General features: G+C 63.2%; 17 protein-coding genes. 11 read left to right on the top strand and 6 right to left on the bottom strand.

Translation table 11 applies throughout. The annotated features are described in order from the left end of the window. The first annotated feature begins 225 nt into the window (after positions 1-225). Positions 226-1,032: an acyl-CoA thioesterase domain-containing protein gene (locus tag IVA95_RS35635; RefSeq protein ID WP_247514765.1), complete on the top strand. Its 807-nt coding sequence runs from the start codon at positions 226-228 to the stop codon at positions 1,030-1,032. Positions 1,033-1,133: 101 nt separating this feature from the next. Here IVA95_RS35635 and IVA95_RS35630 read toward each other — a convergent pair whose 3' ends face one another. After that, complete coding sequence (locus IVA95_RS35630) at positions 1,134-1,601, bottom strand: nuclear transport factor 2 family protein (protein WP_247514764.1); 468 nt, start codon at positions 1,599-1,601, stop codon at positions 1,134-1,136. A 136-nt stretch (positions 1,602-1,737) separates the two neighbouring features. Beyond that, a complete protein-coding gene (locus IVA95_RS35625; RefSeq protein WP_213252534.1) occupies positions 1,738-2,544 on the bottom strand; it encodes an alpha/beta hydrolase in 807 nt (268 codons plus the stop codon). A gap of 222 nt (positions 2,545-2,766) precedes the next feature. On the opposite strand from IVA95_RS35625, the gene infC reads away from it, so the two are divergent. Beyond that, the gene (gene infC, locus IVA95_RS35620; RefSeq protein WP_213252612.1) at positions 2,767-3,306 is read left to right on the top strand and encodes a translation initiation factor IF-3; all 540 of its coding nucleotides are present in this window, start codon (positions 2,767-2,769) and stop codon (positions 3,304-3,306) included. Between the two features lie 73 nt (positions 3,307-3,379). On the opposite strand, the gene IVA95_RS35615 is transcribed toward infC, so the two are convergent. Next, complete coding sequence (locus tag IVA95_RS35615) at positions 3,380-3,808, bottom strand: hypothetical protein (protein WP_247514763.1); 429 nt, start codon at positions 3,806-3,808, stop codon at positions 3,380-3,382. 263 nt (positions 3,809-4,071) lie between these two features. On the opposite strand from IVA95_RS35615, the gene rpmI reads away from it, so the two are divergent. From rpmI to IVA95_RS35580, 7 genes are all read left to right on the top strand, one after another. Continuing rightward, entirely contained in the window at positions 4,072-4,272 is a 201-nt protein-coding gene (gene rpmI, locus IVA95_RS35610) for a 50S ribosomal protein L35 (RefSeq protein WP_008539890.1), read from the top strand. 77 nt (positions 4,273-4,349) lie between these two features. Next, positions 4,350-4,709: a 50S ribosomal protein L20 gene (gene rplT / locus IVA95_RS35605; protein WP_213252536.1), complete on the top strand. Its 360-nt coding sequence runs from the start codon at positions 4,350-4,352 to the stop codon at positions 4,707-4,709. 173 nt (positions 4,710-4,882) lie between these two features. Beyond that, on the top strand, positions 4,883-5,965 hold the full coding sequence (gene pheS, locus IVA95_RS35600; RefSeq protein ID WP_247514762.1) for a phenylalanine--tRNA ligase subunit alpha: 1,083 nt from the start codon (positions 4,883-4,885) through the stop codon (positions 5,963-5,965). Beyond that, positions 5,962-6,369: an ASCH domain-containing protein gene (locus tag IVA95_RS35595; protein ID WP_247514761.1), complete on the top strand. Its 408-nt coding sequence runs from the start codon at positions 5,962-5,964 to the stop codon at positions 6,367-6,369. The genes pheS and IVA95_RS35595 overlap by 4 nt, the downstream gene beginning before the upstream one ends. Positions 6,370-6,614: 245 nt before the next feature. Next, positions 6,615-7,049, top strand: a complete 435-nt coding sequence (locus IVA95_RS35590) for an endonuclease domain-containing protein (protein WP_247514760.1) — start codon at positions 6,615-6,617, stop codon at positions 7,047-7,049. Continuing rightward, positions 7,046-9,454: a phenylalanine--tRNA ligase subunit beta gene (gene pheT, locus IVA95_RS35585; protein ID WP_247514759.1), complete on the top strand. Its 2,409-nt coding sequence runs from the start codon at positions 7,046-7,048 to the stop codon at positions 9,452-9,454. Before IVA95_RS35590 ends, pheT begins: the two co-directional genes overlap by 4 nt. Continuing rightward, positions 9,451-10,221 carry a sulfite exporter TauE/SafE family protein gene (locus IVA95_RS35580; protein WP_247514758.1) on the top strand — a complete coding sequence of 257 codons (771 nt, stop codon included), beginning with the start codon at positions 9,451-9,453 and terminating at the stop codon, positions 10,219-10,221. Before pheT ends, IVA95_RS35580 begins: the two co-directional genes overlap by 4 nt. A 96-nt stretch (positions 10,222-10,317) precedes the next feature. Here the strand turns inward: IVA95_RS35580 and IVA95_RS35575 are convergent, their stop codons facing one another. Both IVA95_RS35575 and IVA95_RS35570 read right to left on the bottom strand, forming a co-directional pair. Next, entirely contained in the window at positions 10,318-11,031 is a 714-nt protein-coding gene (locus IVA95_RS35575; protein ID WP_247514757.1) for an adenine nucleotide alpha hydrolase, read from the bottom strand. Then, complete coding sequence (locus IVA95_RS35570) at positions 11,031-12,428, bottom strand: FAD-dependent oxidoreductase (RefSeq protein WP_247514756.1); 1,398 nt, start codon at positions 12,426-12,428, stop codon at positions 11,031-11,033. The genes IVA95_RS35575 and IVA95_RS35570 overlap by 1 nt, the downstream gene beginning before the upstream one ends. A gap of 189 nt (positions 12,429-12,617) precedes the next feature. On the opposite strand from IVA95_RS35570, the gene IVA95_RS35565 reads away from it, so the two are divergent. Beyond that, positions 12,618-13,601: a YiiX/YebB-like N1pC/P60 family cysteine hydrolase gene (locus IVA95_RS35565; protein WP_247514755.1), complete on the top strand. Its 984-nt coding sequence runs from the start codon at positions 12,618-12,620 to the stop codon at positions 13,599-13,601. Positions 13,602-13,700: 99 nt separating this feature from the next. Here IVA95_RS35565 and IVA95_RS35560 read toward each other — a convergent pair whose 3' ends face one another. Continuing rightward, entirely contained in the window at positions 13,701-15,845 is a 2,145-nt protein-coding gene (locus IVA95_RS35560) for a TonB-dependent receptor (protein ID WP_247514766.1), read from the bottom strand. Between the two features lie 190 nt (positions 15,846-16,035). Here IVA95_RS35560 and nikR point away from each other — a divergent pair, with 190 nt between their 5' ends. Then, complete coding sequence (nikR, locus tag IVA95_RS35555; protein ID WP_247514754.1) at positions 16,036-16,482, top strand: nickel-responsive transcriptional regulator NikR; 447 nt, start codon at positions 16,036-16,038, stop codon at positions 16,480-16,482. The last annotated feature ends 101 nt before the right edge of the window (positions 16,483-16,583 follow it).

Below are 16,583 nucleotides of genomic sequence, written 5' to 3'. Positions count from 1 at the left end.
CTTGCGTGAGGCTCTGCCCGGCCCATCCGGGTAACCCTCGCACTCGCATCGAGGGTGAGTCGCCTCCGCATCGGAAGAGGGACATACGGTCTGAGGAGCGCGAAGCGCGTCTCGAAGGACGAGGCCAATAGCCGGGCCACATGGTTCGAGACGGCGCAAGAGCGCCTCCTCACCATGAGGGTCACCCTTGATTTCGCGCACCGAAAGCCGCCATGGTCGCCCGCCATGACAAAAAACCAGCCCTTCTTCACGCATAATCGCGATAACGACACCTTCATGCCGACGCCCGTGTCAAACGGCCCATGGGACCCCAACTCCCTGCACGGCCGCGTCGTGATCGGCCTGCTTGCGCACGTGATCGAGCAGCGCCACGGCTCCAGCGAGTTCGTGCCGGCGCGGCTTACCGTCGACATGTTTCGCCTACCGAACATCACGACGCCGATCGAGGTGACCACCAAGCTCGTGCGCGACGGCATCCGCATCAAGGTGGTGGAGGCCGAGTTCTTTTCCGGCGGCACCAGCATGGCGCGCGCCTCGTGCCAATTACTCCGCAAGACGGAAAACGCGCCGGGCAATGTCTGGTCGCCGCCGAACTGGGATGCGCCAAACCCCGCCGACATTCTAAAGCCCACCGATTCCCGGCTCGGCATGAACGGCAAATGGACCACACGACCGATCGTCGGCCAGATGGGTTCGCTCGGGCCGCGGCGGCTGTGGATGAGCGAGGTGCGCGAACTCGTCGAGGGCGTGCCGATGTCGCCCTTCGTGCATGTCGCCACAGGTGCCGATTTCGCCAGTCCCTTCGCCAATGCCGGCGATCAGGGGCTCGGTTACATCAACAGCGACGTGACGCTCTATCTGCACCGGCTTCCGGTGACGCCATGGGTCGGCTTCGAAGTGGTAAACCATCACGCCACCGACGGCATCGCGATCGGCGAATGCTGGCTCTATGACGAGCAGGGGCCGATAGGGACCTCGACGGTCGCGGCGCTGGCGCAGCGCAAGCCGATGACAAACGTGCCGCCGCCGTAGACACACACCCGTCAATTGCGAGGAGCGAAGCGACGAAGCAATCCATCGTCCCGCATATGCCGAACCTTCGCTTCGCTCGCAATGACGCGGAGAGATAGCGCTCAGGCCAAATGCCGCTCCATCTCCGGCCGCGCCTTCAGCGCCGCATCCTGTTTTGCGACAATCTTGGCAATTCGCTCCGGCGCAAATTTAAGATCGACGAACGCCGGCGCGGTGTTGGCGACCTCGTGGTACTCGGCGATTCTGCCGTCGCGCAGCCGCATGATCGCGACGCCCTCGAACATCGCCCGCGCCCCTTTTGCTTCCGGAAGCGTCGAGCGATAACTGAACGTGTAACGCGCATAGAGCATCTCGCCCTCACTGACGGGATCGTGCATGTCCCAGCGAAAATCGGTCGCGGTGCGATAGAACCAGTCGTCGATCATGTCAGCGATTTTGGCCCGGCCTTCAAACGCGCCATAGAACACGTCGTGATAGATGCCGTCCTCCGTGAACAGTTCCGCGAACGCCCTGCCGTTGCGCTGCTCGACGGCGTCGCAGAAGGCGCGGAGCATGGTGGATGGGTTCATCGTATTGTCTCCCGCTCGTTATGCCCCGCGAAGGCGGGGCATCCAGTATTCCAGAGCGCGCAAGATAAATCGATGGGCCGCGGCGTACTGGATCGTCCGCCTTCGCGGACGATGACACCGTGGTTGCGGTGAGAACTCACCCCATCTCCGCCACCGCCGCGAGAATCCGCGCGATGTCCTGCGGGCGCGACAGACGGTGGTCGCCGTCCTGGATCATGGTCAGCACCACGTCCTCGGCCGGCAACCGGTGCGCCAGCGCGAAAGCGTGCTGCCAGGGCACGTCGGGATCCTGCGCGCCCTGCAGGATGCGCACGGGGCATCCGACCTCGATGGCGCTGCCGAGCAGGAGATGGTTGCGGCCCTCCTCGATCAGTGCGCGCGTGATCGGATAGGGTGCACCGTCGCCATATTCCGACGGCCGCATCCACACGCCCTTGGTCCTGATCTCCTCGCGGACCTCGTCGGAGAAGCTGTTCCACATCAATTGCTCGGTGAAATCAGGCGCCGGTGCGATCAGCACCAGGCCTGCAAGCGTCGCACCCGCTGCCTCACGGTTGGCAATGGCGCGCGCCAGCAAGAGCGCGAGCCAGCCACCCATCGATGAGCCGATCACGACCTGCGGGCCCCGGCAGAATTGCTCGAATACCGCAACGCTCTCTTCCAGCCAGCGTCCGATGGTGCCATCGATGAAAGCGCCGCCCGATTCGCCGTGGCCGGAATAATCGAATCTAATACAGGCGCGGCCGTGTTCCCCAGCCCAGGCGTCCAGCGCGAGCGCCTTGGTGCCCCGCATGTCGGAATTGAAGCCACCGAGCCAGAATAGCCCGGGTCCGCTGCCGGCGCGGGCGCGCACGGCGATCCGGCGGCGGCCATCGCCTTCTCCCACCTCGATAAAGGCCGGTTCCTGGTCGATTGGTGCTGAATTGGTCGCTGAATTAGTCATGGATCCGTCACTCTCGCCCTGCCGTCTTGTCCGCGAGCGCACTTCATCGGTCAAGCGCGACCGCCCCGCGCTTGCGGATCAGGTCGCCGCGCTATATTTGCCGGACGTGACCGAAATGCCTCGCATTTGACGGTTTTCGGGCGCAGACCGCGAGTTCGCTTGCTGTCTTGAGCGTATTGCTTCAAACTACAGCCCTTCTTTCACAACTTTGGAGAGTTACCCATTCGCCGTCCCAACAGAGCCCCGCCCGCTGCAACCAAAGACGGGCCGCGCACCAATGATGATATCCGCAACGCGCAGATCCAGCTGATCGATCAGAACGGCACCAACCACGGAACGGTCGAGACCGTGGTCGCCATCAAGATGGCCCTCGAGGCGGGCATGGATCTTGTCGAGATTTCGCCGAACAACAATCCTCCCGTTTGTAAAATCATGGACTACGGGAAGTTCAAGTATTCGGCGCAGAAGAAAGCCGCCGAGGCGCGCAAGAAGCAGAAGGTCGTCGAGATCAAGGAGATCAAGCTGCGGCCGATGATCGACGATCACGATTACGACGTGAAGATGCGCGCCATGCAGCGGTTCTTCGAGGAAGGCGACAAGGTCAAGATCACCTTGCGCTACCGTGGCCGCGAAATGGCGCACCAGGAAATCGGCACCAAGCTGCTGGACAAGGTGAAGGCCGACGTCGCCGAATTCGCCAAGGTCGAGCAGGATGCCAGGTTCGAGGGACGTCAGGTCGTGATGGTGCTGGCACCGCGCTGATGTGAACTCGGTTTAGATGCGAAGCGGCCCGTCAATGATCTGGCGGGCCGTTTTCGTTTTTTCGTAGCCCGAGCTAGCTCCGCGTGGCCTGCCAGGTGCCGCTGCAGTAGTCGCCGGTGATAATGCCGCGCCATGCGCCGGCGCCGTAGGCGCCGGCGAGCCGGCCACCGCCGCTCGCCCTGGAAGCGCCAAGCGAAACGCGAACCGAAACAACCCCGGCGCGATTCACCGAGCCCGAAACCCTGCCACCGCCAGCCGATGAGACGCGGCCGCCTATCACGGTGAAGGGGACGCTGTAGCCGGAACTGCAATTGCCCCGCGTCGTGGCGAAAACCACGTTCCAGATACCATCATAGGCTCCCGCGGCCCTGCGCCGGGTCGCGGCGTCGGCTGCGGGCGCCGCCGCTATCGCGGCGAACGCAGCCAATATCGGAAGCCAGCGCAGGCTCCGCGGGCGTGGAAAAGCGGCAAAACGGGCAATCGATCGCTGAAAATGGGCCATTTCTCTTGCTCCGGGCCGGGATGTCCATGATATCAGCGATTTGGTCACTGCACCGCGATCCGCGGTTCATCGTTGCCATTTCGCGTTTCCTCTGCCATAAGCCCGACCTTCATCGCCCGGCTGATCAAGGGCTGCCGTGTCGATGACCGTGCGGGTTATCTTGCTTTCTGAGAAAAACCTGAGCACTTTCAACGCTCTAACGAGCATTTTAAGCCGCAAAAGCGTCCCTCGGGCGCGTTTTTCTGCGGCCACAGGAGAGCCAAATGCCCAAGCTGAAGACCAAGTCAGGCGCTAAAAAGCGCTTCAAGGTGACTGCCACCGGCAAAGTGATGCACGCCCAGCGCGGCAAGCGCCACGGCATGATCAAGCGGACGAAGAAGCAGATTCGTCAGCTCCGCGGCACCCGGGTGCTGTTCAAGACCGACGGCGACAACGTCAAGAAGTACTTCTTGCCGAACGCCTGATCGCGTTCACGCCATTGCAGCCGAGCCGCGTCCGCGCGGCGATCCGTCACCGATTTTAAAATTCAAGGATAGCAGTCATGTCTCGCGTCAAACGCGGTGTGACCTCTCACGCCAAGCACAAGAAAGTCTACAAGGCCGCCAAGGGTTTCTACGGCCGCCGCAAGAACACCATCCGCGCCGCCAAGGCCGCGGTCGAAAAGGCGGGGCAATATGCCTTCCGCGACCGCAAGCGCAAGAAGCGCACCTTCCGCGCGCTCTGGATCCAGCGCATCAATGCCGCGGTTCGTCCCTACGGCATGACCTACAGCGTCTTCATCAACGGCCTTTCGAAGTCGGGCATCACGGTGGACCGCAAGGTGCTGTCGGATCTCGCCATCGCCGAGCCGGCGGCGTTTCAGGCGATCGCCGAGAAGGCCAAGGCCGCGCTGGCGGCGTAAGCCGTCGCCCCCACTCGGTTCTTCTGCGATGTTTTTGAGGTCGTCATGGCCGGACTTGTTCCGGCCATCCACGCCTCCTTCTCGCAAACGCTGTAAGACGTGGATGCCCGGGACAAGCCCGGGCATGACGGGCTAGGAGCATCGGCTTTAGCATCCTAGTCAAAAGGATTGCCATGACCGATCTCGCTCAACTCGAATCCCAAATTCTCAGCCAGATCGCTGCCGCCGACGACGAGGCAGCGCTCGAAGCCGTGCGTGTCGCGGCGCTCGGCAAGAAAGGCTCGATCTCCGCGCTGCTCGCTACGCTGGGTAAGATGTCGCCGGACGAGCGCAAGACGCAGGGCGCCGCGATCAATCTTGCCAAGGACAAGGTTACACAGGCGCTTTCCGCGCGCCGCGACGTCCTGAAATCGGCCGCGCTCGATGCCCGTTTGGCGTCAGAGACCATCGATGTCACGCTGCCGCTCCGCGAGGCCGTGGCCGAACAGGGCCGCATCCATCCGCTGAGCCAAGTGATGGATGAGCTGACGACCATCTTCGCCGACATGGGATTTGCGATCGCCGAAGGTCCCGATATCGAGACCGACGATTACAATTTCACAAAACTGAACTTCCCCGAGGGCCATCCGGCACGGGAGATGCACGACACGTTCTTCTTCAATCCGAAGGAAGACGGTTCGCGCATGCTGCTGCGGACCCACACCTCGCCGGTGCAGGTGCGCACGATGTTGTCGCAGAAGCCGCCGATCCGCGTGGTCTGCCCGGGCCGCACCTATCGCATCGATTCGGACGCGACCCATACGCCGCAATTCCACCAGGTCGAAGGCCTCGTCATCGACAAGGGCTCGCATCTCGGCCACCTCAAATGGATTTTGCACGAGTTCTGCAAGGCGTTCTTCGAGGTCGACCATATCAACATGCGGTTCCGCCCGTCGTTCTTCCCGTTCACCGAACCCTCGCTCGAGGTCGACATCCAGTGCCGGCGCGACAAGGGCGAGATCCGTTTCGGCGAGGGCGAGGACTGGCTGGAGATTCTTGGCTGCGGCATGGTGCATCCGAACGTGCTGCGCGCCTGCGGCATTGACCCTGATGTCTACCAGGGCTTTGCCTGGGGCATGGGCATCGACCGAATCGCGATGCTGAAATACGGCATGTCCGATCTCCGGCAATTGTTCGAGAGCGACGTGCGCTGGCTTTCGCATTACGGCTTCAAGCCGCTCGACGTCCCGACGCTCGCGGGAGGATTGAGCACGTGAGCCTGAGCGGCATCCCGCGAAAGTATCTCGGCTTGCAGTCGTTCGCGTTCGGCGACGGGCCTGGTCTTGCCGACGAGTTGCTCGATCTCGTGATCCGGGGCGTCAAGACGGCGACCTGCAGCACCGAAGATCAGGCCTCGACACCGGGCGCGCTCTGGATCGTGCGCGATGGGCGCGGCCAACCGCGCTGCGTCATCGAAACGACCGAGGTGACCTATCATCGCTTCGGCGAGGTTGATGCGGCCTTTGCCTATGACGAAGGAGAAGGCGACCGCAGCCTCGATTACTGGCGCAAAGCACACTGCATCTATTTCGGACGGCTGGGCGAGTTTCGCGAAGACATGATGCTGATGTGCGAACGCTTTCGTCTGGTTGAGGTGTTTGCACAGGTGGAAACGTCATGAGCCAGCTTGAGGTGACATCTGTCGTGCCTTCTTTCGCCACCACTTTCGCGGAGAGAGCCCCCACCCTGACCCTCCGCCGCAAGCGGGAGAGGGAATGGACTGCCCGTGGGGCAAACGCACTTGCTCGCTCTAGCTTTGTGCGATTTCGCGAGGATACATATACCCTCGCGGCTCGACGGCTCGGCCTCCCTCTCCCGCTTGCGGGGGAGGGTTGGGGTGGGGGTCTCTCCGCATCGGAGGTCTCAATGGTCGATCCGGAACATCCTGACTGGAAGGTCTCTGACACACTGCGCACGAATGCGCGGGCGCTGCGCAAGAACTCTACCGATGCAGAAAGAATCCTCTGGTCAGAGCTCCGCGGTCATCGACGGAACGGCGCCAGCTTCCGCCGCCAGGTCCCCATCAAGAACTACATCGCCGACTTCGTCTGCCACGCCGCCAAGCTCGTCATCGAGCTCGACGGTGGACAGCACTTTTCCGACCATGCCGAACAAGCCGACGCCGCACGATCAGCCGTGATCGAAACCCAAGGCTTCAAGGTTCTTCGCTTCAGCAACCTCGATGTGATGAAAAATCACGCAGGCGTCCTTGAGACAATTGCCGCTGCCGTTGCGGAGAGGGCCCCCACCCTGGCCCTCCTCCGCGAGCGGGAGAGAGGACAAGAGAAACCATCGTCATGAAATTCACGCTCTCCTGGCTGAAGGAACATCTCGACACCGACGAGCCCTTGGAAAAGCTCGCCGACAAGCTCACCATGATCGGGCTCGAGGTCGAGAGCATCGAGGACAAGGCAAAGGCGCTCGCGCCATTCTCCATCGCGCGGGTGATCTCGGCCGAGCAGCATCCGAACGCCGACCGCCTGCGCGTCTGCATGGTCGATACCGGCAATGGTGCTGCGCCGGTGCAGGTGGTCTGCGGCGCACCGAATGCGCGGGCGGGGCTCGTCAGCGTGTTCTCGCCGCCCGGCACGTTCATCCCGGGCAAGAACATCACCCTTGGCGTCGGCACCATCCGGGGCGTCGAGAGCCGCGGCATGCTGTGCTCGGCAGCCGAGCTGCAGCTTTCCGAGGACCATGACGGCATCATGGAGCTGCCGGCCGATGCGCCGATCGGCAAGGGCTATGCCGAATGGGCCGGCCTCGGCGATCCCGTGCTCGAAATCAATTTGACGCCGAACCGCCAGGACTGCACCGGCGTGCATGGCATCGCGCGCGACCTTTCCGCCGCCGATATGGGCAAGTTCATCGATCCCGGAATTAGGCCAGTCAAAGGCGAATTCCCTTGCCCGGTGAAAGTGACGGTGGAAGATGCGACGCTGTGTCCGGGCTTCGCGCTACGTCTGGTGCGCGGCGTCAAGAACGGTCCTTCGCCGGAATGGCTGCAGAAGCGCCTGACCTCGATCGGCTTGCGGCCGATCAATACGCTGGTCGACATCACCAACTTCATGACCTACGACCGCGCCCGGCCGCTGCATGTGTTTGACGCCAGGAAAGTGACAGGCAATCTCACCGTGCGCCGCGCCAAGGATGGCGAGAGCCTGCTGGCGCTCGACGGCCGCACCTACACGCTGGATCCCTCGATCTGCGTGATATCGGATGAGCACGGCGTCGAATCGCTCGCCGGCATCATGGGTGGCGAGACCTCCGGCTGCGATGAGAATACCACTGACGTGCTGATCGAATCGGCGCTGTGGAACGAGATCAACATCGCGCAAACCGGGCGCAAGCTCGGCATCAATTCGGACGCACGCTACCGCTTCGAGCGCGGCGTCGATCCGGCCTTCATGGTGCCGGGGCTCGAGCTTGCGACCAAAATGGTGATGGAGCTCTGCGGCGGCACGCCGTCGGAGACCGTGGTCGTCGGCAATGCCTTTGGCGACGACCGCATTATCGATTTCCCGCTGAGCGAGGTTAAGCGTCTGGCGGGAATCGAGGTGCCGCTGGTCGAGATGCGGCGCATCCTCGGCCATCTCGGCTTCATGGTCGCCGGCAGCGGCCCTGTGGTGAAGGTCGCTGTTCCCTCCTGGCGCACGGATGTTCACGGCAAGGCCGACATCGTCGAGGAAATCGTTCGCATCGTCGGCGTCGACAAGGTGCCGATGACGCCGTTCGAGCGCGGCGAAGACGCGCGCAAGCCGGTACTGACCACGATCCAGCTCCGCACCCGCCGCGCCAAGCGCGCACTCGCCGCACGCGGCATGGTGGAAGCCGTGACGTGGTCGTTCATCTCCAAGCCGCATGCTGAGATGTTCGGCGGCGGACAAGCCGAGCTCGTGCTCGCCAACCCGATCGCTTCCGATCTCTCCGACATGCGGCCGAGCCTTTTGCCCGGTCTCGTCGCCGCGGCGCAAGCCAACGCCAATCGCGGTTGCTCCGACGTCGCACTGTTCGAGGTGGGACAGGTGTTCAAGGGCGACAAGCCGGAGGACCAGTTCGTCGCAGCCTCAGGTGTGCGCCACGGCTTTGCGTCCTCGAAAGGCATGGGGCGGCATTGGTCCGGCTCTGCCCAAACCGACGCACTCGACGCCAAGGCCGATGCGTTCGCGGTGCTCGCGGCGGCCGGCGCGCCGATGCAGGCGCTGCAGATCGTTCCTGGTGGACCTGCGTGGCTGCATCCGGGTCGCTCCGGCACCATCCAGATCGGGCCGCAGAACGTGCTGGGTTATTTCGGCGAACTGCACCCGCGGACGCTGGGGGCGCTCGGCGCCGACGGCCCGATGGTCGCGTTCGAAGTCATCCTTGACCGCATTCCCGATGCCAAGAAGAAGCCGACCCGCGCCAAGCCGTTGCTCGAACTCTCCGCGTTCCAGCCGGTATCGCGCGATTTTGCGTTCATCGTCGATCGCACGGTCAAGGCCGGCGACATCGTGCGCGCGGCGCAAGGCGCGGACAAGAAGCTGATCACGGACGTCACCGTATTCGACGTCTATGAAGGCAAGGGCATCGATCCGGCCAAAAAGTCGATCGCGATCGCCGTGACGATCCAGCCGCGCGAGAAGACTCTGACGGATCAGGAGATCGACGCGGTGGCGGCGAAGATCGTGGCCGAGGTGATAAAGAAGACCGGCGGCGCGTTGCGGGGATGAGCCCTCTCGGTCTCATCCCTTCCGACGTCAGCCTCAACGCCGCCCTCGCGATTTGCGCAGTCGCCTTCGTCTCGGGAACGGCGCGGGGATTTTCCGGCTTCGGCTCGGCGCTGATCTTCATGCCGCTGGCCAGTTCGATCGCCGACCCGCGATTGGTGGCTGCGCTGCTGCTGATCATCGACTTCGTCGCCGCCGCGCCGCTGCTGCCGAACGCGTGGCAGAAAGCCGACCGCAAGGCGACCGCGATTATGGTAACCGGCGCGCTGATCGGCGTGCCGATCGGCACTTATTTTTTGAGCCGGTTAGAGCCGGTGACGACGCGCTGGATCATTTCCGTTTTCGTCTTTGCGTTGTTGTTGCTGCTGCTCTCGGGTTGGCGCTACCGCGGCAAAGATCACGCGGCAGTTTCGATCGGCATCGGCGGCTTATCAGGCTTTTGCAGCGGGCTGGCCCAGACCGGCGGGCCGCCGATCGTCGGCTACTGGCTTGGCCGCCCTCTCCCTTCCGTCATCGCGCGCGCCAACATCGTGCTGTTCTTTGGTGCCTCGGATCTCTTCTCGGCCGTCAGTTACGCCGCGACCGGACTGATTGCATTCGACGCCATCAAGTTTGCGCTGGTGGTCGGCCCGCTCTATGGCGCTGGCGTTTGGTTCGGCGCCTCGCTGTTCGGCAAGGCCAGCGAAACCGTATTCCGCTCGATCTGCTACGCGCTGATCGCTGCCGCGGTGATCTTCGGATTGCCGGCGCTGGATGGTGTGTTGCGGTGACGTCGTCGTCCCTGCGAACGCAGGTACCCATAACCACAAGCGTTTGACGTTCGAATTGGACGTAGCCCCAGCGTGCTACACCTCTAGCAACTGTGGTTATGGGTCCCGGCTCGCGCTTCGCTTGGCCGGGACGACCGATTCATTGTCCATCACCAGATCGCAATACGCATAGCCGTCGCGCGCGACGCAGTCGCCGGTCATGACCGCAAGTCGCCCTGAAAACATCGGCCCGGCCACGACGCAGGTGTGAAACTCGCCGTTCTCACCGCAGGGGTCGATACCCTCGGGCAGATCAGCGAGCAGCGTTGCGTCGAATTTGCGACCGGCGAATTCCGCCGGCAGCTTCTTCAGATCGACTGTCGCGATATGGGCTTCGAGCCCGCTTGCGATCATTGCTCGCGCGAGTTCCGGCGTTGGCCGCTCCCAGAGCGGAAATACCGGCGTAATTCCGGTGCCCGCGAGCTTCTGTTCGCGATAGGCGCGGATGTCAGCCAGGAACAGATCGCCGAAGATCATATGCGTGACCCCATCGGCAACCGCTTGCGCGACTGCTTCGCCCATCCGCGCCTCGTAGATCTCGTTCGGACAGGGATAGGGAATTGCCACGATCCGCTGCGGCAAGCCGGCGGCCTCGCATTGCGCCTGCAATATCTCCTGCCGCACGCCATGAATCGAGACGCGGCCGAACGTCTCGGTTACCGTGGTCAGCGCGCCGACGACGTCGAATTCGCCCGCGCGCATCACTTCATGCAGCGCAAAGGCGGAGTCCTTGCCGCTCGACCAGGAGATCAGTGCCTTGGGACGGGCCATCAGTTGATCGGAGACGGTGCACGCCGCCGCTGCTTCGTCGGCCGCGCCTCCGACTCGGGATCCTTCAACGCGCCGATCCGCCGCAATGCGGCCTCTGCCGCGCGTTCGCCACTCTCCCATGCGCCGTCGATTGTTCCCCACAGCGTTTCGTGGGTGGCTTCGCCGGCGAGATACATGCAGCCGATTGGTTCGGTCAGAACCTTTCGCGAGGACTGCCCGCCGGGACCGGCCGCCGACATCGCGCCGAGCGCGAAGGGGGCGGCGTTCCAGCGCGTCGCGCTCGACTTCGTCACCTTGGCGGCCGCCTCGCTGCCATACAGCTTCGTCAGCCATTCCACCGCAAACGCCACCATGGCCTTCTCGCCCTGCGCCGAAAGATCGCGGCCGAAGGAGCCGCCGACATCGAGGGTGCAGAGCGAAGAGCCGCCGACATTGGCGAACAGCAACGCCGTCTTGGTCGAATTGCTCTGCTCGATGATGACGTCGTCACGGGCGAGGCCGAGCGGATTGCCCGCTATCTGCAGCGCGATCCGGTCGTAGCTGCCGAGACTGAGTTTCGAAGCAGCGTCCAGCATGCGCTTCGGGATGTCGGGCGCGAATTTGATATTGCCGGCCGTCAGCACGTTGCTCGACACTGTGACGACGGCAGCGCGGGCGACGATCTTTCCGGCTGGTGTTTCCACCATGACGTCGCGGTTGCTCCAGGAAATCCGGTTGGCCGGCGTCGACAGCGCCACCGGCACCTGCTCGCCGAGTTTTGCGATCAGTGTGCCCAGTCCCTGGCGGCAGCCGATCGCGATGTTGCGGTCCTGCGCGCGCGACTTGTCGCCGACCGAGACGTCTTTCAGATCCTTGCCGGAGAAACCGGCCCCCAGCACGAATTCCGCCGTGCCCGCCCAGTCGCCGAGGTCCTTCGGCAGCACGGAAGCACAGGAAACATCGAACCGCCGCGCGGCGTCGTCGATGGCGCGGTTGGCGCGCACCAGCGCCGCCAGAAACTGTTCGGTCTCGCCGGCGCGGGCATTGCGGCGGCCGATGCGGATCTTCTGGCCCGATGGTGCGGTCGTGATCTCAAGGCCGGCGGCGCGCGCCAGCTTGATCATCGGATTGGTCTCGGGATTGTGCATCCAGCGTGCGCCGCGATCGAACGGTACGTCGAATGTCGAAGCGTCGGTCTGGCAGCGACCGCCGATCTGGCTCGCCGCCTCCACCACGATCACCCTGCGGTTCGCCGCCATGATCCGCCGCGCCGCAGCAATGCCGGCCGCGCCCGCGCCAATCACCACGATGTCGGCGTCCCGCGGCAAGGGTGCAGACCCCGCACGTGCATGAGACAAAACCGGAACCGCCGCCAAGCCTGCGGCCGCCGACAGGAAGGTACGGCGGGTCATTGTCATGTCATGGTTTCCGGGACCTGAAGGACGCGAGAACAGCTAGCGAACTGTGCAGCATCTCACGTGACGCAGCAACACTCATGGTAAATCAATCATGATTGATCCGCCTCCCGCATGAACTAAATTGAAACGGCTTGCGACCATGATAAGGAAACAAAAAAAGCGGAAGAAAAGCCGCTCTGGGGGAGTTTCATGGGCGTAATGCTCGACACGATCGGCCAGTTGATTGCGGGCTACCTGCAGAAGGAAGTCCCGGGCTATGAGCCGTTCACGCCAAGCGACCCAGAACATCTGCGCGGCGTCATCGAGCCCGGCGATGTGCTGCTGGTCGAAGGCAACAACCGGATCTCCGGCATCATCAAATACCTCACGCAGTCCACCTGGTCGCATGGCGCGCTCTATGTCGGCCCGGTTGGCGGCGCCACCGAGCCTGACGGCGAACCCCATGTGCTGATCGAGGCCAATATCGGCGAGGGCGTGACCTCGGCGCCGCTGTCGAAATATTTTCCCTATCACACCCGCATCTGTCGGCCGATCGGCCTGTCCTACGAGGACCGCACCACGGTGTGCCGCTACGCCATCAACCGGATCGGCTTCGGCTACGACACCAAGAACATCGTCGATTTGATGCGCTATCTGATCCCGCTGCCGATACCGCAGCGCTGGCGGCGGCGCATGATTGCTTTCGGCTCCGGTGATCCCACAAAAATCATCTGCTCGGCGCTGATAGCGCAGGCATTCGACGCCGTGCGCTATCCGATCCTGCCGAAGATTACCCGCGCCGCCTCGCGAAAGGCCCGGCGCGAAATCCTGCATATCCGCGATTCCTCGCTCTACATGCCGCGCGATTTCGACATCTCGCCCTATTTCGAAGTCGTCAAACCCACCATCGTGCACGGGTTCGACTACACCGCCCTGCACTGGGCCGACAAGCAGAAGCCGCTCCCGGAGGTAGCGGGCCAATTCGGTGTGTTTCCAGAGGTCAAGTCGCCGCCGCTTGTTCCTGAAGAGATTAACGAAGAGACGCCGCTTCCGGCTGCGGCTGAAGAAGTGACCGTCGTTGCGACGATGGTCGAACGCGTCACCGTGTCAGAACATTATCTCGCCGTCGAATATGTCCCGGTCCGCCCGCCCGAGCGCCGCATGAAGCCGCGCACGCCAGAGATGATCGCCTGAGACGAGTAGCCCGGATGGAGCGCAGCGTAATCCGGGGCAAGTTGCCGAGCGGATTGAGCCGCCCGGATTACGCTTCGCTCCATCCGGGCTACAAGATTCCTAAAATCTCCCCGCCAGCGTCAGTCTCACCGCGAGCGGCTCGGCGGGATGGACATGCCGGTCAGCCACGCCGCCGATCGGCTCGCCTGGCAATCGCGACAGGTAGTAGTACTCGATCTGGTTGGTCTTCGCATTGAAGAGATTAAGCAAGTCGAGCTGCAGCCGCAGGCCATTGTCGAATTTGTAGCCCGCGCGTGCATTGAAGATCAGCGATGATTGCGAGCGGACGCTGTCGTCCTCGATCAGGGGACGCGGGCCGAAATAGCGTCCCCGCAGCGCGCCGAACCAGCCGGCCTCGCCGCCGAACGTTACGCCGCCGCCTGCGACCCATGCCGGCGCGCCCGGGATGAAGTTGCCGGCGGAATCGACATCGGTGAAGCGGGCGCGGGTGTAAGCGACATCGAAGTCGAGCCGCATCCACGGCAGCATTTGGCACTGGTTGGTCCATTCCACGCCGACGCGTCGGCTCGGCCGGCTGGCTTCGGTGGTGCCGGCGTCGCCGACGAACAGCAACTCGGAATCGAAATCCAGCATGAACACCGCAAGCGAGCTGGTAAGGCCTTCAATCGCTTTGGTGCGGATGCCGATTTCACCACCCTTCGATCGCACCAGCAACGGCACGCGATCCTGCGGCGTCACCTTGTCGATGGGATCGACGGTGATAGTCGAGCCTCTGATATCGTTGGAGTGCAGGCCGTACCCAGCATTGCCGTAGAACTCGGTCCGGTACCACGGCCCCAACACAATGTCTGCTTTAGGACTCGTCATTGACGCCTGTGCGTTGCCGGAATTTTGCGCCGTATCGCTCAGCACCCTCCCCGCAAAATAATCCTCGCGGATGCCGACGGTGGTGCGCAGCCAGTCGGTCCAGCGCGCCGTCGTGTCGGCCCACAGGCCAACGTTACCTTCCCTCACGCTATCTTCGCGGACGGTCGAAAGCGTCTCGCGTTGCAACGTCTTGAACAGGCCGACACGAATATCATCGCTGCGCGTCTGCAGTCCGATGCGGGTCTGCGTTTCGATCCCGCCCACGCGTAAATCGAAGGCGTGGCTGGCGTTAAGACCATAGATCGTGCGCCGGTCCATCTGGCTGAACTGGTCGCCGTTGATGGGGTCGTCGAGAGAATAGGTGAAGTTGTTATAGAGCCGCAGCGACGAATTGATCACATAGGCGTTGATCTTGCTCTGCCCGTATTCGCTCGATTGCGCCCAATTGCTCGACAGCGAGAACCGGCTCGAGACGCCGCCATCGGTCGGATCCAGCGTCCCGAACCGGCCGATCAAACCCTGGTCGATCGCGCGCTGCGCCATCTGGTCGGTCGAATTCCAGCCATTGGAATAGGCCATGGCCGACAACGTAAACCCGTCGGTCGCGGTGCCCTGGCTGTAGCGCAGCACGCCGTTGAGCTTGCGCACATTGTCCGGCACGTCCCATGGACCATTATTCGCGACACCCTCGAAGGCGGCGAGCAAGGCGCCCGCGCCGACCGCTGTCGATCCCGCCGCCAGTGCGCGGCGATAACCAAAACTGCCGAACGTCAATTCGGCGATGTTCTTCTGCAGCCTGTTGACATAGTCGATGGCGACAGCGCCCGCGGACGCGAAGTCGCCCTGGTCGGCGAAGTAAGGTCCCTTGCGGACACTGACCGACCGCACCAGCTCCGGAATCAGGAAGTTGATGTCGGCATAGCCCTGGCCGTGGCCATGGCTCGGCATGTTGACCGGCATGCCGTCGACACTGATAGCGAGATCGGTGCCGTGATCGAGATTGAAGCCGCGCAGAAAATACTGGTTGGCTTTGCCCTCGCCGGAATGCTGGGTCACGATCAGCCCCGGCACCACCTCCAGCGCCTCGCCGACGCGCGAAAAAGGCCAGGCGTTCACCTCCGTGCCGCTGATTGTCATAGCGCTGGCTGCGGTCGGTTGCATGTATGTCGGCCCCGTCGTCGCGGAGCCGGACGTCACGCCGCCACCGACGGGCAGCAGAACAGGTACGTCCCTTTGACCGGCGGATGAATTTCGGGCGGCTTGTTGACGGCGCGGCGGCTTGCCCCGGTTGCGCGGCCGCGCTTCGGGAGGATTGATGGTCACAGCAGGAAGCCGGGCGCCTGCGGCAGCGGCGCTCTGCGCACCCGCCGGCGACATCATCGCGAGCAGTGATGCGGCGGCGAAAAATGCCCCCCAAGCAGATCGACGCAACGCTCATGCCCCTGCATGATAACTGTTACAATCGGCGCGCGACCGCATCAGTTCGACTTAACTGGCGCATTACGCTAGCAAGCGCAGTATGACGATACAACAGGAATATCATACTGCAGTCAGAACGGAATTTTCCATGCAACGGATTACGATCACGATCGAAGACGAGCTGCTCGCCGAGATCGATGCGGCGGCGGAAGCCCGCGGCTATCAGAACCGCTCCGAGATCATACGCGATCTCGCCCGCGCTGGCCTGCAGCAAAGCGCCGAGGACGCAACACCCTCCGGCCAATGCGTCGCCGCACTGGTCTACGTCTACGATCATGCCGCGCGCGACCTCTCAAAGCGGCTGGTGCAGAACTTCCACGGCCACCACGATCTGTCGCTGGCGACGCTGCATGTGCATCTCGATGATGATTCTTGCATGGAGGTGACGGCGCTGAAAGGCGCGAGCGGCGAGGTCCGGCACTTGGCCGATCACATCATCGCCGAGCGCGGCGTGCGCTATGGCCGCGTGGTGATGATCCCGACGGCGGCGGATAAGAAGCTAAAGGCGCGCAAGCACGGCCATCGCCACGACTAGGGCGTAGATGGGGTAACGGGCCGGCCGATCGAGCCGCACGCTCGCTACGGCGCGATTTGAGAGCGCGCTCGCGTGCGGCTTTGCTGGGAGGCGGTCGTCCC

It is taken from the genome of Bradyrhizobium sp. 157 (genome assembly GCF_023073815.1).
Lineage (GTDB): Bacteria > Pseudomonadota > Alphaproteobacteria > Rhizobiales > Xanthobacteraceae > Bradyrhizobium.
The sequence above is the reverse complement of the archived record's forward strand: the minus strand, read 5'-3'. Positions and strand labels throughout refer to the sequence as shown.